Raw genomic sequence first — 20,325 nt, forward strand, 5'->3', positions numbered from 1 at the left:
GTCGCATGAGAGCCGGATTCGATGGTTGCGGTATTGGTTGCGGTATTGGTTGCGGTATAGGTTGCGGTAGTGCTTGTGGTCTTGTATGTTTCCGAACGCAACGCGGCGGGCCATGCGTTGCCTTGCAGGTTCAGGCCATCTCCTAAAAAGCGAGTCTCCGATGAAAACGTCTTTGAAGAAGTCCCTCGTGCTCCTGGTGCTGGCGGCTTTTGCGGCGCCTACTCTGACTTACGCTGCTGCGGACTACCCGGACAACAAGCCGCGTCCCGCGTATCACAAGAAGGGACAAAAGCATAAGCACCACAAGAAGTCGTCGACGCCGCCCGCCGCGCCGGCACAGTAACGCGTCATTTTTGTCATGGAAGCACGCACGTCCGCATCAGGACGTGCGTGCTTTTTCGTTTCTGCCGGTTTCAATCGTTCGACCTGAGTTCGACATGAGCCGGGCGCGCATCGCGTCGAGCCGCGCGGCGTCGATACGGCCGCGCGTCGCCATCACTTCGAGCGCCTGCAACGACAGCGATGCGCCGTGGATCGAAGCCGCTTTGGCGTCGGCATCGAGTTCGAGGGCCGTGCAGCGTCTCGCGGCATGCGTGCGCCAGATTCTCCGCGATGCGAACAAGGCCAGCACCACGCCGATGCCCGGCGCACTCACGCGCCACAGCTCTTCCTCGGGCGAGGCCGCGAACAACACGCACGGCACCGACATCAATGCCGCCATGAGCAGCATGGCCCGCGCGAGGTCGAAGAGCATGGTCCTGCGCTGCGTCGCATGGCCGACTTCATGCGCGACTACCACGTTCAGCAGCGGCTCGGGCAAGGCGAGCGTGGCGGCGTCGATCTCGATGCGGTTGAACAGCGCCTCGTAGCACGGCCCGCCCCCGCGCGTCACGAAGCACACGCGCGGCGGTGCGACGTGCAGCACGGCGGCGTCGGCGGCGACCAGCGCGCGGACGTGGGCATGGGCTTCGAGCGGGTTCATCGGCGGGTGCTTCAGCTCGGGTTGTCGGTCCAGGCGCTGCGTTCGTGCCACGTGTCGATCTCGGCCGTGAGGCGGGCAAGCTTGGCGCGCACCAGTTCGAGACCCGGACCGCCGAGCACCAGATGTCCCGGCGGCTCGGCCGCGGTCACCGCCTCGATGATTACCTGCGCGGCGCGCGCCGGATCGCCCGGCTGCTTGCCACTGCGTTCCGCGATCGCCGCGCGCCGCGTGCCCGCGCCGTCGGCGTAGTCGTCGATGGGATGACGCGTCTGCTTCAGCGAGCGCCCCGCCCAGTCCGTACGGAACGGGCCGGGCTCGACCGCCGTCACCTTGATGCCGAGCGTCTCGGTCTCACGGGCCAGCGCCTCGCCGAGACCTTCGAGCGCGAACTTGGTCGCCGCGTAATAGCCGCTGCCCGGATTGCCGACCAGCCCGCCCACCGACGTGATATTGACGATGTGTCCCGAGCGCCGCTCGCGCATGCGCGGCAGCACGGCGCGGATCATCGCCGCCGCGCCGAAGAAGTTCGCTTCGAACATGGCGCGCACTTCGTCGTCCTCGCCTTCTTCCACCGCCGCGAGATAGCCGAAGCCGGCGTTGTTGACGAGCACGTCGATCCTGCCGAACGCTTCGTGCGCCTGCGCGACGGCGGACTGGATTTCATCGGCGCGCGTGACATCCAGGCGCACCGCGATGGCGCGGTCCGCGGCACGCGCGACGAGATCCGCGACGCTGTCGGGATTGCGCGCCGCGACCACCGCGCGCCAGCCTTTCTCGATGACCGCGGCGGCCAGTTCACGGCCGAAGCCGGTCGAGCAGCCGGTGATGAACCAGACAGGGGTATCGCTTGATGATGCGGACATTGCGCTTCTCCATGGGATGCGCGCGGCGCGGCGGCCGGGTTGCGGTCAGGGTGCGGTCATGCGCACGCGCGGCTTGAACGTTGAACGCCTTCAACGTCATCTTGAAGCAAATGACGCAAGCGTGCTGCGGGCCGAAGTTCAGCCTGCATCGCCCGAACTGATCGCGGTCTGCATGCTCTTCAGCAGCTTCGTCAGGTAGCGCAGCAGGCCCACCGTATCGCCGAACTCCATGAAGCCGGGCTTGACGCCATCGCTGAAAAGCAGCGTGCCGTCGAGCGTGGCATCGACGATCAGGCCGGCATAAGCGGCGTGCGGCATGTAAGTGTCGGCGATGGCGAAGGTGTTGCCGTTCACGGCCGCGTCGCGCACCCGCATCAGGAACTGCACCTCGGGCGCGCGCGACGCCGACAGCCGATGCACATCGAAATACTCGGCGACCGCGAGCAGCGCATTCGTACACGGCACGATCAGCGCGAATGCAATGCGCTGGTCCGGGGTATCGAATGACGGCCATGCAAGGTCTTCGTCGGGCGGCGGCGCTTTCATCGGCGTGCCGGCCTCGCTATGCGTATGCGCCTCAGGATGCGAACGGCGGCGTGCCGTCAACGGGGCCGCCTTGCTGAAGTCGGGCGGCGGCGCACCGCGCTCGATCCAGTCCGACAACAACGCGGCATAAGCATGCAGCATGGTCAATTGCCCTTCGATGAACGCGACACCGATCCGGCATGCGTCCGGGTGGCTGTGCTCTGACATTTCATCTCCTCCTGATAGCTGCTGATAAGAAGCACGCGTCTTCTGTTGCAACAAGCGCGCCTGTATAAGGACGCAAGAAAAATCGACAGTTAGTTGCCTGATAACTTCGGAATAAACGTAGCTTTGTGACAGCCATGTGGAATAAAGACTACAAACTGCATGGGAGATATTTACCGGACACTGACGATCCGCTATATTCCGTTCGCTACAGCGTCAGTCATCGGCGGCAAGGCGCCGGGGCAACGCCATCCGTCCGCTTCCATCGGAAGCGGAACATCAGCCCCTTCGTTTGACGATCATTTTTTTCTCAAAGCACTCGACCTTCGCAGGCATGTCTTGCGAAGCCGGGAAGATCGCGTTCGCGCGCTGAAAACGTTGCGCCGTGTACTGCCCACACCGTGTCGAGCGGACAACCTCAAGGAAAACAACAATGAAGAAGCACATCGTAGCGGCGGCCGCGCTCGGCCTGTTCACGCTGTTCAGCACGGCGGCGCACGCACAAAGCAGCGTCACGCTGTACGGGATCATCGATGCCGGCATCACCTACGCCAACAAGGTCGCCACCACGCGCGGCCATGACAGCGTCGTCAAGTACGGCGACGGCGTGGCGCAAGGCAGCCGCTGGGGCCTGCGCGGCGCGGAAGATCTGGGCGGCGGCCTGAAGGCGATCTTCGTGCTCGAAAGCGGCTTCAACAGCGGCGACGGCACGCTCGGCCAGGGCGGCGCGGAATTCGGCCGTCAGGCCTATGTCGGCATCTCGAAGAACGAAATCGGTTCGGTGACGTTCGGCCGTCAGTACTCGTTCTCCACCGACTACCTCGGCGGCAGCTACACGATGGGCAGCCAGACGCCCGCCGGCAACTACGCGTATCACATCAACGACCTCGACCAGCTGACGTCGAGCCGCATCAACAACGCGGTCAAGTTCAGCAGCGCCGATTTCCACGGCATCACGTTCGGCGCCATGTACGGCTTCTCCAACTCGACCAACTTCGCAGGCTCGCCCACGACGGGCACCGGCGCGACCGCGGTGCAGGGTTCGTCGAGCGCCTACAGCTTCGGTTTGAACTACAAGCAGGGTCCGCTCGGCGTCGGCGCGGCGTACACCAACATCCGCTTCCCGAACGGTGCGACGCCGGCGTTCAGCGTGAGCATCGCGAACATCAACACGACGGGCCTGCGCGATCTGGAAACCTTCGGCGTCGGCGCGCGCTACACCATCGCGGCCGCGCTGATCTGGGCGAACTGGACGCACACGAAGTTCGAGCCGATCACGGCCGGTTCCTCGACGCTGAACAACTATGAAATCGGCGGCAAGTACACCTTCACGCCGGCTCTGAGCGCGGGCGTCGGCTACACGTTCTCGGACCTCGACGGCAACTTCGACGGCCGCTGGCACCAGGTCAACGGCGTCGTGGACTACGCGCTGTCGAAGCGCACCGACGTCTATGTGATCGGCGCCTTCCAGAAGGCATCGGGCAGCAACCGGGGCGTGCCGGTGCAGGCGGAAATCGGCTCGTCGTCGTCGTTCGTCGGCAATGCGGGCGGGAATACGCAGCTCGTGACGCGCGTGGGTCTGCGTCACCGCTTCTGATCGAACTCCGGTTCGTCAAGGCGCGATGCTTGCAAGGGCATCGCGCTTTTTTATTGGTCGGACGCCGCGCGTGCGTAACGCGCGAGGAACATGTCGGCGGCGGCTTCGGCGACCTTCTTCTGCTCGTGCTTCGTCAGCGTGGGCTGGCCCATCGCCACTTGCGGCCAGAAGGCGAAGCCCTTCACGATGCCATGCAGCTGCTGCCCGGCGAATACGGGATCGGTGACGCTCAGGCGGCCATCGGCGGCGGCTTTCCTGATCCACACGGTCAGGTCCTCTTCCCGTTCGCCGATACGCGCGACGATATCGCGCGCCCGCTCCGGCGAGTGAATGCCCGCTGATATCGCCATGCGCGCCACCGACAGGAACGACTCGTCGTTCATCAGGCGCAGCTTGCGCGCGAGCAAGGCCAGCAACTGCGCGCGCAAGGGTTCGCTGCTGCTGTAGGCGGGGGCATCGCCGGCATCGCTTTCGTCCCAGAGACGCAGCAGGATGGCCGCGAACAAGGCTTCCTTGCTCGGGAAATGGTTGTACACCGTGCGCTTCGAAACGTCCGCGCGCGCGGCGATGCGGTCCATGCTGGTGGCGTCGTAGCCGGCCGCAATGAACTCCTCGACCGCCGCGTTCATGATGGCGGCGCGCTTGCGATCCGTCAGGCGCTGGGGAATGTCGTCGTTCGAACTCATCCGTTGATTTTACACCGCACGGTTTACTTTTTTGGCGAGATTAAACTACACTGTGCAGTGTACATTTTGCGTCGGATGCCATTCTCATGAGTTCTTTTGCTGATCGCATCAATCGTGCCCTCGGACTGGCCGCCGCACGGCGTGGCCGCGAGATGTCGAGCGCGTCGCCGCAGCATGACGGCACGCGCTTCCACAACGTGAAGCCGCGTCCGTCTGAAGGATTCGGCAAGACCTTGCGCATCATGTGGAACATGCTGTTCAACAAGCCGCGCAATACGGTGCCGGCGCAGGCGCCTGTCGTCGATACGCTGACGCGCGAGCAGCTGGACGCCGCGCCGGATCGCAGCCTGTATCGGCTGGGGCACTCCACCTTGCTGTTCAAACTGCGCGGCGCGTTCTGGCTGACGGATCCGGTATTCGGCGAGCGCGCGTCGCCGTTCAAGCGCGTCGGTCCGAAGCGGTTTCATGCACCGCCCATCGCGCTGGAAGATTTGCCGCCCCTGCGCGGCGTGATTCTCTCGCACGATCACTACGATCACCTCGATCGCGACACCGTGCTTGCGCTTGCCGCAAACACCGACGTGTTCCTGACGCCGCTCGGCGTCGGCGATCGTCTGATCGAATGGGGCATCGACGCCGCGAAGGTCCGTCAGCTCGACTGGTGGCAGAGCGCGGAGATCGACGGCCTGACCTTGACCGCCACGCCCGCGCAGCATTTCTCGGGGCGCAGTCTGTTCGATGGCAACAGCACGCTGTGGGCTTCATGGGTCATCGCCGATGACGCGCTGCGCGTGTTCTTCAGCGGCGACACCGGCTACTTCGACGGCTTTCGCGCCATCGGCGAGAAGCTGGGTCCGTTCGATGTCACGTTCGTCGAAACCGGCGCCTACGATGCGCAATGGCCCTACGTGCACATGCAGCCGGAACATACGGTGCAGGCGCATATCGACTTGCGCGGACGCTGGCTCGTGCCGATCCACAACGGCACCTTCGACCTCGCGATGCATCCGTGGCAGGAGCCTTTCGAACGCGTGACCGGGCTGGCATTGGCGCGTGGCGTCGCGGTGTCCACGCCGCGCATGGGCGAGCGGCTCGATCTGGAAGCGCCGCATCGCGGCGAGCGCTGGTGGCGCGAGACGGCGGCCGAAGAACCCAACGCACCCGCATGGCGGATGTGCGCGTCGCGCGCGCAGGACGCCAAGTAAGTCAGTGCTTGCGGCGCGCAGCCGCGTCCACGCCGAGCAACGCGAGCACCGGCCGCAGCGCGCCTTCGAGCAACTTGCGCTGCGGATTGACCCGCGCGAGCACGCGCAGCCCCATCAGCGAGGCGAGCAAGGTCTTCGCGATGTCGCCGGCGTCGAGATCGCGCGGAATCGACCCGTCTTTCTGACCCGCGAGCACACAACGCAGGAAGAAGCCTTCCATATCCTTCAGCACGCCATTCAACGCGCGATGGAACGAATCGTCGTGCGGCGCGAGTTCCAGCGCCGAGTTGACGACCATGCAACCCCGGCGATGCGGATCGTTCACTGAGAGCCTGATGATCTCGTCGAAGAACATCGCGATGGCATCGCGCGGCGGCACCTTGTCTTCCAGACGCTGCACCCGCGCGCGAAAGCCGCGTTCCACATAACGTTCGAGCACGCGTTCATAGAGCGCGCGCTTGTCGCCGAACGCGTTGTAGAGACTCGCCGATGTCAGGCCCATGGCCGTGGCGAGATCGCGCACCGAACTCGCTTCGTAGCCGCGCGACCAGAATTGCGTCATGGCCGCATCGAGGGCGGCATCTTCATCGAACTCACGCGGACGCGGCATACGCTGGCTTCCTTTCAGGCCGTCTTCGGATAGTTCGACGGAAACAGCGCGCGCTTCGTCTCGTCGTCATTGACGCTCTTGAACGCGTGCGTCTTGTTGACGGCGCGCGCACGGGCGACGGCGGGACGCGCGTCGATTTGCGCGAACCAGCGCTTCAGTTCGGGATAGGGACCGAGCGGATCCTCGCTGTTCTTGAGCACCCGCGACGCACGATCCAGCCAGCCCCACGCCGACATGTCGGCAATCGTATAAGCATTCCCGACGATGAATTCACGCCCCTTCAAGTGATCTTCGAGCACCTGATAATGCCGGTCCACTTCGCGGCGATAGCGGTTCACCGCGTAATCGAGGCCTTCGGGCGCGGCGTACTGGAAGTGCACCGCTTGCCCCGAGAACGGGCCGAGGCCGCTGGCGATGAACATCAGCCATGAAAGCAGTTGCGGCCGGTCTTCCGGCGCGCCGATGAACTGACCGCTCTTCTCCGCGAGATAGAGCAGGATGGCGGTGGAATCGAACACGACCGCACGCGTGCCGCCAGGGCCTTCCGTATCCACGATGGCCGGCACCTTGCCGTTCGGATTGATGGCGCGGAACGCGGGAAGATGCTGCTCGCCCTTGCTCGTATCGACCGGTTTCAGCGTGTAGGGAAGCCCCGACTCTTCGAGAAAGAGCGCGATTTTCGCGGGATTGGGCGTCGGGTGGAAGTAAAACTCGATCATGCCGGTCGTCTCCTGGAGTGCGCTTGATGGATGCAGCCGGAGCATTTTAGATCGACCGATATAAAACCTGCAATCCTCTGCCGCGGTGCTGCGCGAATTCCTGCGAGCAGGTATGGTTGCGACTTCGGCCTCAACCCTGCTTTTTCAAGCGCAATGCAGCCCACCGATTCCAACTTCTTCACGCTTCTCAGCGAAAGCTACGCGCGCCTGCTGAACACGCCGCTGGTTCCCGACACCAGCCTGACGCCCGCCGAGGCCGCGCGCTGGCTCTACGAAGATGCGCCTTTCGGCATCCTTGCACACGACACGCAGGCAGACCCGGTCTTCGTGTACGGCAATCTGCAAGCGCAGAGGCTGTTCGGCTATACGTGGAACGAGCTGACCGCACTGCCCTCGCGTCTTTCCGCCGAAGCCCCCGAGCGCAGCGAGCGCCAAGCGTTCCTCGAACAGGTGACGCGCGATGGTTATGTCGATGGCTATCGCGGCGTGCGCGTCAAGAAGTCGGGCGAGCGGTTTTATATCGAGCGCGCGACGGTCTGGCAGTTGTTCGACCGCGATGGCGAATATCGCGGACAAGCGGCGATGATTCCGCAAGTCAGCGATATCGCCTGAAGCTCGCTCAGACCGCGCTCAGCTTGCGAATCACCTCGACGAGCGGCGTCGTTCCCTTGACGATATCCTCGCGACGCCCTTCGAAGTCGATCCAGCCTTCGTTGAAGCCGTCGAGCATCTGCATGCGCGGCAGCGGATGGCGCATGCCCTGACTCGTGAACAGCGCTTCCCACGTGTCGCGCGGGACGATCTCCACACGCACCGGCCTGCCAAGCACCTCTGAGAACGCGGCGGCGATATCGACGGGACGCACGCGCGCCGGACCTTCCAGTTCCACCACGCGCACGCCTTGCCATTCCTCCTGCATGAGCCGCGCGGCGAGTTGCCCGATATCGTCGGTGGCGACCATCGGGATAGCACGATCAGCCGGTTGCAGGAACGAGTGCACGACGCCTTCGTCGCGCGCCGAGGCCACGTCCCACGCGCAGTTCTCCATGAACCACGCCGGGCGCAGGAACGTGACCGGAACCGGCTGCTGACGCAGCGCCTCTTCCAGCAACGAGCGCTGGGTCAGCAGATTGGTCTGCGTGGCCTGCGCGCCGACGGTCGAGAGACACACGATCCGTCCCGGCCGCGCACGCGCCACAGCAGCGACGATCGTATCGATCACTTCACGCGCTTCCGGAAAACCCGGCTGCGGATCAAACTCCGAAGGCGGCAGCAGGAACACCACTTCGGCGCCCTCGAAGGCGCGGGCGAGCGCATCGGCGTCGGTCATCGTGGCAAGCGCGATCTCGCAACCGCGCGCCGCCCAGGCCGCACCCTTCTGCGCGTCGCGCACCACTGCGCGCACCGCCTTGCCTTGCTGCAACAGTGCGTGTCCGAGCGCGCCGCCGACTTGTCCGGTAATGCCTGTGATGACGCACATGGTTCGACTCCCTGGTTCGTTTGACATCGATGAGTTGAATGTTAAGGAACGGGATCCCATGAATAAATGGCGTGTCGGTTATGGGATTGATGACGCGACGGCATGAACCGGCACGCCGGCGCGCCGAACATGCCGGACGCGCTTATCATCGAACTTCATTCGCCCCGGAGGTCCCATGCCGCCGCTACGCGCAATCCATCTGCTGCAAACGAAGGAAGGCTCACGGCTGCACGGCACGGAACGCGAGTCATGGCGGCGCTGGGGCCCTTATCTGAGCGAGCGTCAATGGGGCACGGTGCGCGAGGACTACAGCGAATACGGCACCGCTTGGGACTTTTTCCCGCACGACCATGCGCGCAGCCGCATGTACCGTTGGGGCGAAGACGGCATCGCGGGCTTCGGCAACGATCCGCTTGACTGGTGCATCTCGCTCGCGCTGTGGAACGGACGCGATCCGATCTTCAAGGAACGGCTCTTCGGTCTGACGAACGAACAGGGCAATCACGGCGAAGACGTGAAGGAGCTGTACTTCTACGTGGACGGCACGCCCACGCATTCGTACATGAAGATGCTCTACAAGTATCCGCATGACGCCTTTCCCTATCAGGATCTGATCGATGAAAACCGCCGGCGCGGCGCCGATCAACCCGAATACGAAGTGCTCGACACCGGCGTGTTCGACGCCGACCGTTACTTCGACGTCTGGGTCGAGTATGCGAAGCACACCGCCGACGACATCGTCATGCGCGTGACCATCGAGAACCGCGCGAACGAGGCCGCCACGCTGCACGTATTGCCCCAGTTCTGGGCGCGCAATCGCTGGGCGTGGTCGGCGAAACATGGAAAGCCGTCGCTGACCTTGCACGGCCAAACCGGCAACGATGAACACGTCATCGCGCATCATCCGGCGCATGGCACCCTGCACGTGAGCGCCACGGCCGACGTGCCGCTCGAATGGCTCTTCTGCGAGAACGAGACGAACGTTCGGCGTATCTTCGGCATCGAGGGCGAAGGACCATTCAAGGACGGCATCAACGACTATCTCGTCGATGGCGATACCACCGCCATCCGCCGCGATCACGGCACACGCGCGGCCGCGCATGCGTGTCTCGAACTCGGCCCGCATCAGCAGGCGGTGATGACGATGCGCTGGCGTCCCGCCGCTCAGAACGTGCCGCTCGATACGGATGCACTGGTCGCACGCCGTCAGGCGGAAGCCGACGAGTTCTACGCCACGCTGCAGCACGACATCGAAGACCCCGATGCGCGTCTCGTGCAGCGTCAGGCGCTGGCCGGCATGTTGTGGACGAAGCAGTATTACCAGTTCGACGTCACGCGCTGGCACGACGGCGATCCCGGCCAGCCCGAGCCGCCGAAGCAGCGCCGGCACGGCCGCAATGCGGACTGGCGGCACATGTGCAATGGCGATGTCGTGTCGATGCCGGACAAATGGGAATACCCGTGGTACGCGTCGTGGGACCTCGCGTTTCATGCGGTTGCCTTCGCGATGATCGATCCGGACTTCGCGAAGAAGCAGTTGCTGCTGCTCGTGAAGGAACGCTACATGCATCCGAACGGGCAATTGCCGGCCTATGAATGGGCGTTCGGCGATGCGAATCCGCCGGTGCATGCATGGGCCACGTGGCGCGTGTACGAACTCGACCGCGAGATGACCGGCATCGGCGATCACGCCTTTCTCGAAGTGATGTTCCACAAGCTGCTGCTCAACTTCGCGTGGTGGGTGAACCGCAAGGACGCCGACGACCGCAATATCTTCCAGGGCGGCTTTCTCGGGCTGGACAACATCGGCATCTTCGACCGCTCGCAGCCGCTGCCGACCGGCGGACGCATCGATCAGGCGGACGGCACCGCATGGATGGCGTCGTATGCGCTCGACCTCATGCAGATCGGCCTCGAACTCGCGTTGAAGAACGACGCGTACGTGGAGATCGCCGTCAAGTTCTTCGAGCATTTCCTGTATATCGCGGAGGCCGTCAGTTGCGGCGACGGCTGCATCACCGGCCTGTGGGACGGAGAAGACGAGTTCTTCTACGATGTGCTGCATCTGCCCGACGGCACGCGCGTGCCGATGCGCATCCGCTCCATCGTCGGCTTGATACCGTTGTTCGCGGTGCACGTGCTGGAGGAAAGCGTGTATGGCGAGCTGCCCGGCCTGCGCGAACGGCTTGCGTGGTTCCTCGATCACCGGCCGAATCTCGCCAGGCTGGTCTCGCGCTGGATGGAGCCCGGCAAGGCCAACACGACGCTGCTGTCGCTGCTGCGCGGACATCGGATGAAGGCGCTGTTGCGGCGCACGCTCGACCCCGAAGAATTCCTTTCCGATTACGGCGTGCGCGCGCTCAGCCGCGTGCATTGCGACAAGCCCTATCTGTTCGATCGCGACAACGTGCACCTGTGCGTGCGCTATCTTCCGGCGGAATCGGATTCGCGCGTGTTCGGCGGCAATTCGAACTGGCGCGGTCCGATCTGGATGCCGGTCAATTACCTGCTGATCGAGTCGCTATACGAGTTCCACCGCTATTACGGCGATGCGTTCCGCATCGAGGATCCGGCGCAGCCCGGGCGCACGTGTTCGCTGAGCGAGATCGCCGATAACCTGTCGCGGCGCGTGACCACGCTGTTCCTGAAGAACGCCGAAGGCAAGCGGCCCGTCATGAGCGCCTATCCGCAACTTCAGGCGGACCCGCGCTCACAGGATCTCGTGCTGTTCCACGAGTACTTCCATGGCGATACGGGCCGGGGCGTCGGCGCATCGCATCAGACCGGCTGGAGCGGGCTGGTGGCGCTGCTGTTGCAGCCGCGTCTGATGAAGCTGGCGCATGCGCGGCCGGAGGCGCCGGTCATGTCGGTGCGTCTGCATGAGGATCCAACGGCCGCGATGGCGCGCTAGTCCTTCATCGTTCCAGATTGCCGAAGCACACGTACTTGGCCTCGAGATATTCCTCGATGCCCGATGACGCGCCCTCGCGCCCCATCCCCGATTCCTTGATGCCGCCGAACGGCGCGACCTCGTTGAACACCAGACTGTCGTTCACGCCGACGACGCCGCATTCCAGCGCCTCCATCACGCGGAAGGCCCGGCTGATGTCGGCCGTGTAGAAGTAGGCCGCGAGGCCGGTGCGCGTGTCGTTGGCGAGCGTGATGACGTCGTCCTCGTCGCGGAACGGCAGCACGCTCGCCACCGGTCCGAGCACTTCGTCGCCGCACACGCGCATGTCGGGTTTGACGTCCGTGAGCACGGTCGGCCTGAAGAAACCCGAATCGGGGCGCACGCGCACGCCGCCCGCCGCGACCGTCGCGCCCATGCTCACGGCTTCACCGATCAGTGCCTCGATGCGCGCAACCGCTTCCTCGCTGATGAGCGGACCGATCTGCACGCCTTCATCGAGACCGTCGCCCACCTTCAGCAGCGCGACCTTCGACACGAGCCGCGCCACGAAAGTCTCGTACACGTCCTCATGCACGAAGAAACGGTTCGCGCACATCGCCGCCTGGCCGGTATGACGGAAACGCGCGTCGAGGGCGCCCTTCACAGCGAGATCGATATCGGCGTCGCTGAACACGATGAACGGGCAATTGGCGCCAAGCTCCAGAGACATCTTCTTGACCGTCGATGCACACTGCGACATCAACTGCTTGCCCGCCTCGATCGGTCCGGTGAACGACACCTTGCGCACGTCGGGATGCGCGAGCAGCGTGCTGCGGATCGGGCCGGCTGCGCCGGTCAGCACGGAAAGCACGCCGCGCGGCAAGCCGGCGTTCTCGCCGAGCGCGCACAGTGCGAGCGCCGAGAACGGCGTGCGGGGATCGGGATGAAGAATGACGGTGCAGCCCGCCGCGAGCGCCGCGCCGACGCGCCGCGCGACCATCGAAGCCGGAAAGGTCCACGACGTGAAGGCGCCGCACACGCCTACCGGCTGATGCAGCACGCGGATGCGTTGATTGCGCCGCGGTGCGGGTATGTTGTCGCCGTAGATGCGGCGCGCCTCTTCAGCGAACCAGTCGAGATAATTGGCGGCCTGCGTAATCTCGGCGCGCGCCTCGTGCAGCGGCTTGCCCTGCTCGCTGCACAGGATGATGGCGAGGTCGTCGCGATGATGTTCGACCAGACGCCCCCACTCGCGCAGCACCGATGCACGCTCGCGGCTGCTCCAGTTGCGCCAGTCCTGCAAGGCCGCCTGCGCGCATTCGACGGCATGCGCCACCTGTTCCTCGGTCACCTGCGGCACCGAACCGATGACGGCGCGCGTCGACGGATTGATGACCGGCACGCGCGGCAGTGTGGTCTCGTCCACCCATGCACCAGCGATGTAGGCGGATTGCTCGAACAGACTTGGACACTGTAGTTCCATGGTGTGCTCCAATGCGTTGACCGCTTCGTGCAAAAGTCGTCACGAGCTTAACGCATTTTCGCGCGGCCGCCGCCCGTATCCGGCTCATGACCGGTATACGGGGGCAGACGTCCAGTCACGCCGCCACAGCTTCTCCGCATCGCTCATACACCAGCGCAGCGGCCGCCAGATCTTCCAGCGCGGTGCCCACCGCCTTGAACAGCGTGCGCTGCGTGTCGCCGGTGCGGCCCGGCGCTTCGCCGCGGCACAGGCGTTCGAGCGTCGGCCAGTGTTCAGGACCGGTGACGACGCCACGTTCCAGCGGCCCAAGCAGATCGCCGGACTTCTGGAAGGCCTCAGCCGTATCGACGAACACCCGCGCGCCGGCGAAGCACGCGTCATCGGCTTCACGCATGGCCGGCGTGAAGCTGCCGATCAGATCCAGATGCGAACCCGGCGCAAGCCATTCGCCTTGCACGACCGGCTGCGTCGCGAGCGTCGCGGAGGTCACGACATCGGCGCATGCGACGCTCGCGGGCAAGTCCTGCACCACGCGCGCGCCGAAGCCCAGTTCGGAAAGCCGCGCCACCAGACGCTCCGATGCCGCCGGATTCGCATCCCACACATCCACTTCGCTGATCGGCAGCACGCAGCGGTAAGCCTCCGGCACCAGACTGCCGACACGTCCCGCGCCGAGCAGCGTCATCCGCGTCGCATTCTTGCGCGCCAGGAAGCTCGCGCCCAGCGCCGAAGCGGCAGCCGTGCGGCGCGACGTGATCTCGTTGCCGTCCATCTGCGCGAGCGGTGCGCCAGTGCGCGCGTCGTACAGCACATAGGTCGAATGCAGTCCCGGCAATCCAAGCGCCGCATTGCCGGGATACACGTTCACGGTCTTGATGCCGAGATAACGCCCTTCCTGCCACGCGGGCATGATGAGCACGGTGCCCGCATCGCTCTCCGTTTCGATCTTATGGTTATGCCGCAGCGGCACCGTGCAGCCTTCGACGAACATCGCCCGCAAGGCCGCGATCAGCGCGGGGAACTCCAGTGCGCCGCCTGTCGTGGCGGCATCGAACATTTTCATGACTTCACTCGCTTGAACATTCAATACTCAAAGACTCAGGGCATGACCGGCGCGTGATAGGTCAGCGTCGGCGCGAGCACCCACAGCATGAACACCACCAGCGGCGTATGGATCACCAACTGCGTGAACGTGAAGCCCACCACGTCCTTCGCGCGCAGTCCGAGCACGCCGAGCAGCGGCAGCATCCAGAACGGATTGATCAGGTTCGGCAGCGCCTCGGCCGCGTTATAGACCGTGACCGACCAGCCCAGATGCACGTGCAGCGCCTTGGCCGCCTCGATGACATACGGCGCCTCGATGATCCACTTGCCGCCGCCCGACGGCACGAAGAAGCCCAGCACCGCCGAATACACGCCCATCACGGCGGGGAACGAAGCCTGCGACGAAATCGCGACGAAGAAATGCGCCAGATGCTCCGAAAGCGGCAAGCCGCCCGGCGCGGCCGCCTTGGTCAGGATGAACGCGATGCCGCCATACAGCGGGAACTGGATCAGCACGCCGGCCGTCGAGGGCACCGACTTCGCCACCGCGTTCAGGAAGCGGCGCGGACGCCAGTTGAGCAGCATGCCCAGCAGGATGAACACGAAGTTGTAGGTGTTGAGGTTCGAGATCGCCAGGAGCGGGTTCTTGGTCGTGAACTCATGCCCGATCCAGACGAGCCCGAGCGCCACCAGCAACACCGTCACGACAGGGCTGTATTCGAGCCACTCGCCCGGACGCGTGGGCTTCTCCATCTTCAGATCGATGTCGTCGAGCGAGACGCCCAGATCCGCCGCCGTGCGCGCGCGCTCGCCAACCGGCGCCGAGAAGCCCGCGATCAGCAACGAGGCGATCATCAGCACCGCGACCATCAGCATCGATTGCGGCAGGAAGATGGTTTCCGAGAACGGGATCACGCCGGTGATCGCGAGGAGCGTCTTCGGCAGGCTGTCCGGGTTGGCCTGCAACTGCGCCGCCGCCGAACTCAGGCCGAGCGCCCAGGTCGCGCCCATGCCCAGATACGCCGCCGCGCCCGCCGCGCGGTAGTCCATGCGCATGTCGGTGCGGCGTGCGAGCGCGCGCACCAGCAGGCCGCTGAACACGAGGCTGATGGCCCAGTTGAACAGCGAGGTCGCGATGCTGATGAACGCGACGAACATCACCGCGCCGCGCGCCGTCTTCGGCAGACGCGCGAGCGCCGCGATCATCTTCGAGGCCGGCGGCGACACCGCGACCACATAGCCGGAAATCGCGACGATGGCCATTTGCATCGTGAACGGAATCAGGCTCCAGAAGCCGTCGCCGAACGCAATGCCCACGCGTTGCGCCGGCGCGCCGACGGCCAGCGCGCCGATCGCGACGACGATCACCGCCACCGCGGCGAAGATATAGGCATCCGGGAACCAGGCTTCAGCCCAGCGCGTGACGTTGGCCGCCATGCGTTCCATCAGGTTGCCCGACCCGCCTTCGGGCCGTAGCGCTTTTGTCCGTGTGACCTGTTCCATTTTTTCCCTCTCCCCTGTTCGCGCGTTGGCGTGTTTAAGCAAAATCAGTTGATGACGCCGTCATGCATCGACGACGAGGTCCGACAGCGGAATCGCCTGGCACGCGAAGCACATGTCGGGTTCGTCGGGCGCGTGGCCCGACAGGTGATCGGTCGCACCGCGCGCAATCCGCACCGCGCAGCTTTCGCACTGGCCGACGCGGCAGCCGCTCGGCATCGCGACGCCCAGTCCCTCGGCGAAGGACAGCAGGCTGCCGTCCACCGGCGTCCATTGCGCGACCTTGTGCGAGCGCGTGAATTCGACGGTGAAGCGCTGCGCCGCGTCGACGCGCGGCGCGGACGGCGAGCGGAACGCCTCCTTGAAGATGTCGAACGCGGGCACGCCGCGCGCGATCAGGCCGTCGGTCAGCGCGCTCATCATCGGTTCCGGACCGCAGAAGTAGAAGCGCGCACGACGGCGGATCAGGTCGTCGCTCACGGCTGACGCGTCGAGATAACCCGCGCGGTCGTAGTCGCGGCCCGCCATGTCCACGCCCTCGCGCGGATGCGCATAGCAGTCGAACACGTGCAGGCCGGGCCACGCCGCGCGCAACGCAGCGATGCGCTTGCGGAACGCATGCGCCGCGCCGTGCCGGTTCGCATAGAAGAGCCAGACTTCGGGCCGCTGGCTCACCGGTTCGATCGCCGCCAGCGATTCGAGATACGAAATGAACGGCGTAATGCCGATGCCGCCCGCGAACATCACCACCGGCTGACGCGAGCGCAGCGGCAGCACGAAAGTGCCGCCGGGCGCGCGCAGATCGACGCGATGCCCGATCTCCAGCGCCTCGTGAATGTGCCCGGACATCGCGCCTTGCGGCTGTTGCCGCACCGAGATGGTGTAGGTGCGCCGCGCCGCTTCGCTGGCCGCGCCGACGAGCGAATAGGCGCGCGTCGTGCCGCGTGCGCCGAGCGTCGGCACGTGTACCGTCACGTGCTGGCCCGGCTGGTAGTCCGGCAGCGTGCCTTCGTCCTTGGCCGTGAACGTGACGGTGCGCACGCCTTCGGCTTCGTCGTGCAGATTCGTCACGACGAATTCGCGCCAGCCTTGCCATGCGCGCCGCGTGCGGTCGAATGACGGATCGGGTTCGATGTCGCAGGCGAGCGCGCGCATCGGCATGGAGCCGCTCAGCGGATCGTGCCGCGCCGACGACACCAGATTGCTGAAGTTGCTGTTGATCTCGCCGAGCGCCGGAAAGCCCGGCATGCCGAGTTCGTCGCAGGCCTGCCACCAGCCGTATTCGGCGATCAGCACGTCGTCCGCGAGCGCTTCCTCGACGCGCGCGACGAAGCGCGCCTTGCCCTGCGCCGTGCGCAGGATGACCCAGTCGTTCGACTCGACGCCCTTCTTCAGCGCCAGCGCGCGGCTCATCTCGACCACCGGATACGGCGCGCGCTTGCGCAGGCGCGTGACGCCGCGATGCTGGCTGTGACAGTAGTAGCCGTTCTTGGTCGAAGTCAGCACGTACGGATACGCGGCATCGCACGCCGGAGCGGCCTGCGGCTCATGCACCGGCACGGGCGGATAGCCATGGCGCAGCAGTTTTTCCGAATACAGTTCGACCTTCAGCGTTTCCGTACGGAAGCCGCGCACGCCGTCGGGGGTGGCCTTCGCGTACTGCTGCTCGCGCTGTTCGAGCGGCGGGCGGATGCCTTCGGGATGCGCCCGCAGCGTGTCCACGTCGAGCCCGAGCGGCGCGAGCATGTGATTCCAGCCTGCCTCGATGCTGCCGCCGAAGAACGCGTCCTGCATGCCGAGCCGCTTCGCAAGCTCGAACACGATGTCGTAATCGGCGCAGCTTTCGCCACGCGGCGCCACCATGCGCTGACGCAATTGCACGAGTTCCACCGCGCGCTCGTCGATCTCGAAGCCGATGCGCAAGCCCTCGCGCTCCCACGGCGTGTTCACCGGCAGGAAGATGTCGGCATAGCGCGACGACGGCGTTTCATACAGATCGCAATGCACATGGAAATCCAGCGCGCTCAGCGCTGCGTGCGCCCGCGCGGTGTCGGGCTGCGACACCAGCGGATTGGTGCCGAACGCGAACAGCGCGCGCACCTTGTACGGCTCGCCTTCGATCATCGCGCGATACATGTCGCGCGCCGTGACCCAGCCTTGCGCGGGCGGTCCGAGCGGCCGCTCGGCCAGACCGAGCGCCTTCTCGCGCTGTTGCGGCGACAGCAACGCATACGTGCTCACCGCATTGGCCGGCTGCTTGACGAATTCGCGGTTCGCGCCGCGCTTGTCGAAGGCGCCGGTGAGCGCGTAGAGCGTGGCGATGGCGCGTTCGGTCTGCGTCGCGTTGGCCTGCTGGCCGACGCCCGACCACGCGTGATAGGCAATCCGCCGGCCCGGCGCGAGCAGTGCCGCGGCGCGCTTCAGGTCGGCTGCCGAAACGCCAGTGAGCGTCTCGACATGTTCCGGCGTGTACGCATCGAGCGTGCGCACATAGCAGGCGAAGGCCGGTTCGCATTCGACCGATGCCGCCACATACCGTCCCGCCAAGGCGAAATCGTCGGGCGACGTGGCGGCTTCTTCGCCCAGCGCCTCCGCACGGCCGCGCGTGCCGCTCCAGATCACGTAGCGGTTCTGCTGAGCGTGCGGATCGAGGTCGCGCTCGCGCAGGAACAACCCGTTATCGCGCCGCACGAGCAGCGGCGCGTTGGTCCACGCGCGCACGAAACCCTCGTCGATGCCCTGCGTCGCGACCATCTCGCGCGCGATGCCCAGCGCCAGCGCCGCATCGGTGCCGGGACGCACGCGCAGCCAGACATCGGCTTCGCGGGCGAGCGCGGTCGGACGCGGATCGGCGACGATCAGCCGCGCACCGTTGCGGCGCGCCGCCGCGATCGCGTCCGCCTGCGCGAGCCAGGTGTTCGCCGGGTTCGTGCCCCACAACATGATGACTTCGGAGTTGCGATAGTCCGCCGTCGGCATCCCGCAGCCGAACGTGAAGATGTGCGCCACGTCCTTGTGCCAGTTGCAGATTTCCGTCGCATAGCAGATGTTCGGGCTGCCGTACGACCAGATGAAACGCTCCACCCAGTCGATGCTGTCGCTCATCGGCGTGCCGCTCGGCGTCGTCACGCCAAAAGCCACGGTTTCCGCGCCGTGCTCGCGGCGCAGCACGTCGAGTTTCGTGGCGATCTCGTCGAGCGCCTCGTCCCAGCCGATACGCACCCAGCCTGGATCGGCGGCGCCCTTCGGCGCGGTGCGGCGCATCGGATGCAGGACGCGGTGCGGGCTGTGGACGAGTTCAGGCGCGGACTTGCCCTTCAGGCACATGGCGTGGCCGGTCGGGTGCTCGCGGTCGGGGCGCACTTCCGCGAGCATGCCGCCGCGCACGACGTTGACCGTGCCGCAGCGCGAGCGGCACAGCGTGCAATAGCCCTTTTTTTCCTGAACTTCCATCTCGTCTCCGGATTTCATAGTCGCGATGCTATGAAATCAAAATGCAATGAAGAATTCATATTTCCGATTCAGCGATATAGAATTTTTAGATATCGCCTGCTCGCCGAAACCTGGATCGCCCCTATGCCCCGTCAAATCACCCTGCGTCAGATCGAATATTTCGTGTCCGTCGCCGACACCGGGCAGATCTCGCGTTCCGCCAATCTGTGCAGCGTGTCGCAGTCGTCCATGACGATCGCGTTGCAGAACCTGGAGGACACGGTGGGCGTGGCGCTGCTCGCGCGTCACGCCAAGGGCGTACGGCTGACCGAGGCGGGTGTGCGCTTCCTGCGCCATGTCCAGCAGGCCAGGCAATCGGTGGACCACGCGGTGCTCGCCGCGCAGGAGGAACCCGGGCAGATTTCGGGGATGGTGCGGATCGGCGTGACCGAGACCATTTCCGCCTACCTGTTGCCCTCGATGATGGCCACGCTCACGCGCCGCTTCCGCAATCTTCAGGTGGAGGTGATCGAGCGCGAGCGGGAAGTCGTCGAGCAGCAGTTGCTCGCCGGCGATCTCGACATGGCGCTGCTGCTCGTCTCCAACACCGCGCTGCACGACGATCTCAAGGGCGAGACCATCGTGCGCTCGCCGCGGCGCCTGTGGACGCCGCCGGATCATCCGCTGCTCGATGCACAGCGCGTCACGCTCGAAGACGTCGCGCGCGAGAACTATCTGCTGCTCGACATGGACGAGCACATTCAGACGGTTGCACGCTACTGGGGCAAGTTCGGCGTGGAGCCGCGCGTGCGCATGCAGAGCAAGTCGATCGAAGCGGTGCGCAGCCTCGTGGCGTTCGGCGAGGGCGTGACCATCCTGTCGGATCTGGTCTACCGGCCGTGGTCGCTGGAAGGCAACCGCATCAGCAAGCGCGACCTGAGCGTGCCCGTGCCGACCATGGACGTGGGCGCGGTCTGGCGTCGCAACGATCCGCCCGGACGGCAGGTGCGCACGCTGCTCGATGTCTTCAGGGCATGGAAGCGGGCTGACTGACGCGTCTTCGCATCTGCAAATTCATGCTAAC

17 protein-coding genes are annotated in these 20,325 nt (G+C 65.2%); 6 read left to right on the forward strand and 11 right to left on the reverse strand.

All coding sequences use genetic code 11. From position 1 onward, the window contains the following. Positions 1 to 160 precede the first annotated feature (160 nt). Positions 161 to 343, forward strand: coding sequence for a hypothetical protein (locus tag QCE83_RS24435; protein WP_309817394.1), 183 nt, complete (start codon positions 161 to 163; stop codon positions 341 to 343). A gap of 36 nt (positions 344 to 379) precedes the next feature. Here the strand turns inward: QCE83_RS24435 and QCE83_RS24440 are convergent, their stop codons facing one another. The 3 genes from QCE83_RS24440 to QCE83_RS24450 form a co-directional block, all read right to left on the reverse strand. Next, the gene (locus QCE83_RS24440; protein ID WP_309817396.1) at positions 380 to 982 is read right to left on the reverse strand and encodes a hypothetical protein; all 603 of its coding nucleotides are present in this window, start codon (positions 980 to 982) and stop codon (positions 380 to 382) included. A gap of 11 nt (positions 983 to 993) precedes the next feature. Then, the gene (locus tag QCE83_RS24445) at positions 994 to 1,845 is read right to left on the reverse strand and encodes an oxidoreductase (protein ID WP_309817399.1); all 852 of its coding nucleotides are present in this window, start codon (positions 1,843 to 1,845) and stop codon (positions 994 to 996) included. Between the two features lie 138 nt (positions 1,846 to 1,983). Beyond that, the gene (locus tag QCE83_RS24450; protein ID WP_309817404.1) at positions 1,984 to 2,598 is read right to left on the reverse strand and encodes a hypothetical protein; all 615 of its coding nucleotides are present in this window, start codon (positions 2,596 to 2,598) and stop codon (positions 1,984 to 1,986) included. Positions 2,599 to 3,028: 430 nt separating this feature from the next. Here QCE83_RS24450 and QCE83_RS24455 point away from each other — a divergent pair, with 430 nt between their 5' ends. After that, the gene (locus QCE83_RS24455; protein WP_309817407.1) at positions 3,029 to 4,192 is read left to right on the forward strand and encodes a porin; all 1,164 of its coding nucleotides are present in this window, start codon (positions 3,029 to 3,031) and stop codon (positions 4,190 to 4,192) included. A gap of 50 nt (positions 4,193 to 4,242) precedes the next feature. Here the strand turns inward: QCE83_RS24455 and QCE83_RS24460 are convergent, their stop codons facing one another. Continuing rightward, on the reverse strand, positions 4,243 to 4,878 hold the full coding sequence (locus QCE83_RS24460) for a TetR/AcrR family transcriptional regulator (RefSeq protein ID WP_309817410.1): 636 nt from the start codon (positions 4,876 to 4,878) through the stop codon (positions 4,243 to 4,245). 86 nt (positions 4,879 to 4,964) lie between these two features. Here QCE83_RS24460 and QCE83_RS24465 point away from each other — a divergent pair, with 86 nt between their 5' ends. After that, entirely contained in the window at positions 4,965 to 6,083 is a 1,119-nt protein-coding gene (locus tag QCE83_RS24465; RefSeq protein ID WP_309817413.1) for an MBL fold metallo-hydrolase, read from the forward strand. Position 6,084: 1 nt separating this feature from the next. Here the strand turns inward: QCE83_RS24465 and QCE83_RS24470 are convergent, their stop codons facing one another. Together QCE83_RS24470 and QCE83_RS24475 are read right to left on the reverse strand one after the other, a co-directional pair. Further along, a complete protein-coding gene (locus tag QCE83_RS24470; protein ID WP_309817414.1) occupies positions 6,085 to 6,693 on the reverse strand; it encodes a TetR/AcrR family transcriptional regulator in 609 nt (202 codons plus the stop codon). 14 nt (positions 6,694 to 6,707) lie between these two features. Then, positions 6,708 to 7,412 carry a glutathione S-transferase family protein gene (locus tag QCE83_RS24475; protein WP_309817417.1) on the reverse strand — a complete coding sequence of 235 codons (705 nt, stop codon included), beginning with the start codon at positions 7,410 to 7,412 and terminating at the stop codon, positions 6,708 to 6,710. 153 nt (positions 7,413 to 7,565) lie between these two features. Here QCE83_RS24475 and QCE83_RS24480 point away from each other — a divergent pair, with 153 nt between their 5' ends. Beyond that, positions 7,566 to 8,024 (forward strand): MEKHLA domain-containing protein, encoded by a 459-nt coding sequence (locus QCE83_RS24480; RefSeq protein ID WP_309817420.1) that lies wholly within the window; start codon positions 7,566 to 7,568, stop codon positions 8,022 to 8,024. Between the two features lie 7 nt (positions 8,025 to 8,031). Here the strand turns inward: QCE83_RS24480 and QCE83_RS24485 are convergent, their stop codons facing one another. Further along, complete coding sequence (locus QCE83_RS24485; protein WP_309817422.1) at positions 8,032 to 8,892, reverse strand: NmrA family NAD(P)-binding protein; 861 nt, start codon at positions 8,890 to 8,892, stop codon at positions 8,032 to 8,034. A 175-nt stretch (positions 8,893 to 9,067) separates the two neighbouring features. Here QCE83_RS24485 and QCE83_RS24490 point away from each other — a divergent pair, with 175 nt between their 5' ends. Further along, complete coding sequence (locus QCE83_RS24490; protein WP_309817425.1) at positions 9,068 to 11,803, forward strand: MGH1-like glycoside hydrolase domain-containing protein; 2,736 nt, start codon at positions 9,068 to 9,070, stop codon at positions 11,801 to 11,803. A gap of 4 nt (positions 11,804 to 11,807) precedes the next feature. On the opposite strand, the gene QCE83_RS24495 is transcribed toward QCE83_RS24490, so the two are convergent. The 4 genes from QCE83_RS24495 to QCE83_RS24510 form a co-directional block, all read right to left on the reverse strand. Continuing rightward, on the reverse strand, positions 11,808 to 13,265 hold the full coding sequence (locus QCE83_RS24495; RefSeq protein ID WP_309817429.1) for an NAD-dependent succinate-semialdehyde dehydrogenase: 1,458 nt from the start codon (positions 13,263 to 13,265) through the stop codon (positions 11,808 to 11,810). Between the two features lie 115 nt (positions 13,266 to 13,380). Next, positions 13,381 to 14,328, reverse strand: a complete 948-nt coding sequence (locus tag QCE83_RS24500) for an ornithine cyclodeaminase family protein (protein ID WP_309817433.1) — start codon at positions 14,326 to 14,328, stop codon at positions 13,381 to 13,383. A 35-nt stretch (positions 14,329 to 14,363) separates the two neighbouring features. Continuing rightward, positions 14,364 to 15,812: a TIGR00366 family protein gene (locus tag QCE83_RS24505; protein WP_309817436.1), complete on the reverse strand. Its 1,449-nt coding sequence runs from the start codon at positions 15,810 to 15,812 to the stop codon at positions 14,364 to 14,366. Between the two features lie 60 nt (positions 15,813 to 15,872). Continuing rightward, positions 15,873 to 19,262 carry a molybdopterin-dependent oxidoreductase gene (locus QCE83_RS24510; protein ID WP_309817439.1) on the reverse strand — a complete coding sequence of 1,130 codons (3,390 nt, stop codon included), beginning with the start codon at positions 19,260 to 19,262 and terminating at the stop codon, positions 15,873 to 15,875. Between the two features lie 123 nt (positions 19,263 to 19,385). On the opposite strand from QCE83_RS24510, the gene QCE83_RS24515 reads away from it, so the two are divergent. Next, positions 19,386 to 20,294, forward strand: coding sequence for a LysR family transcriptional regulator (locus tag QCE83_RS24515; protein WP_309817442.1), 909 nt, complete (start codon positions 19,386 to 19,388; stop codon positions 20,292 to 20,294). Positions 20,295 to 20,325: the final 31 nt, after the last annotated feature.

This window comes from Caballeronia sp. LZ034LL (assembly GCF_031451215.1).
Lineage (GTDB): Bacteria > Pseudomonadota > Gammaproteobacteria > Burkholderiales > Burkholderiaceae > Caballeronia.

Coding starts and splice junctions, on each gene's coding strand:
- QCE83_RS24435 (WP_309817394.1), top strand. CDS start 161: ATGAAAACGTCTTTGAAGAAGTCCCTCGTGCTCCTGGTGCTGGCGGCT.
- QCE83_RS24440 (WP_309817396.1), bottom strand. CDS start 982: ATGAACCCGCTCGAAGCCCATGCCCACGTCCGCGCGCTGGTCGCCGCC.
- QCE83_RS24445 (WP_309817399.1), bottom strand. CDS start 1,845: ATGTCCGCATCATCAAGCGATACCCCTGTCTGGTTCATCACCGGCTGC.
- QCE83_RS24450 (WP_309817404.1), bottom strand. CDS start 2,598: ATGTCAGAGCACAGCCACCCGGACGCATGCCGGATCGGTGTCGCGTTC.
- QCE83_RS24455 (WP_309817407.1), top strand. CDS start 3,029: ATGAAGAAGCACATCGTAGCGGCGGCCGCGCTCGGCCTGTTCACGCTG.
- QCE83_RS24460 (WP_309817410.1), bottom strand. CDS start 4,878: ATGAGTTCGAACGACGACATTCCCCAGCGCCTGACGGATCGCAAGCGC.
- QCE83_RS24465 (WP_309817413.1), top strand. CDS start 4,965: ATGAGTTCTTTTGCTGATCGCATCAATCGTGCCCTCGGACTGGCCGCC.
- QCE83_RS24470 (WP_309817414.1), bottom strand. CDS start 6,693: ATGCCGCGTCCGCGTGAGTTCGATGAAGATGCCGCCCTCGATGCGGCC.
- QCE83_RS24475 (WP_309817417.1), bottom strand. CDS start 7,412: ATGATCGAGTTTTACTTCCACCCGACGCCCAATCCCGCGAAAATCGCG.
- QCE83_RS24480 (WP_309817420.1), top strand. CDS start 7,566: ATGCAGCCCACCGATTCCAACTTCTTCACGCTTCTCAGCGAAAGCTAC.
- QCE83_RS24485 (WP_309817422.1), bottom strand. CDS start 8,892: ATGTGCGTCATCACAGGCATTACCGGACAAGTCGGCGGCGCGCTCGGA.
- QCE83_RS24490 (WP_309817425.1), top strand. CDS start 9,068: ATGCCGCCGCTACGCGCAATCCATCTGCTGCAAACGAAGGAAGGCTCA.
- QCE83_RS24495 (WP_309817429.1), bottom strand. CDS start 13,265: ATGGAACTACAGTGTCCAAGTCTGTTCGAGCAATCCGCCTACATCGCT.
- QCE83_RS24500 (WP_309817433.1), bottom strand. CDS start 14,328: ATGAAAATGTTCGATGCCGCCACGACAGGCGGCGCACTGGAGTTCCCC.
- QCE83_RS24505 (WP_309817436.1), bottom strand. CDS start 15,812: ATGGAACAGGTCACACGGACAAAAGCGCTACGGCCCGAAGGCGGGTCG.
- QCE83_RS24510 (WP_309817439.1), bottom strand. CDS start 19,262: ATGGAAGTTCAGGAAAAAAAGGGCTATTGCACGCTGTGCCGCTCGCGC.
- QCE83_RS24515 (WP_309817442.1), top strand. CDS start 19,386: ATGCCCCGTCAAATCACCCTGCGTCAGATCGAATATTTCGTGTCCGTC.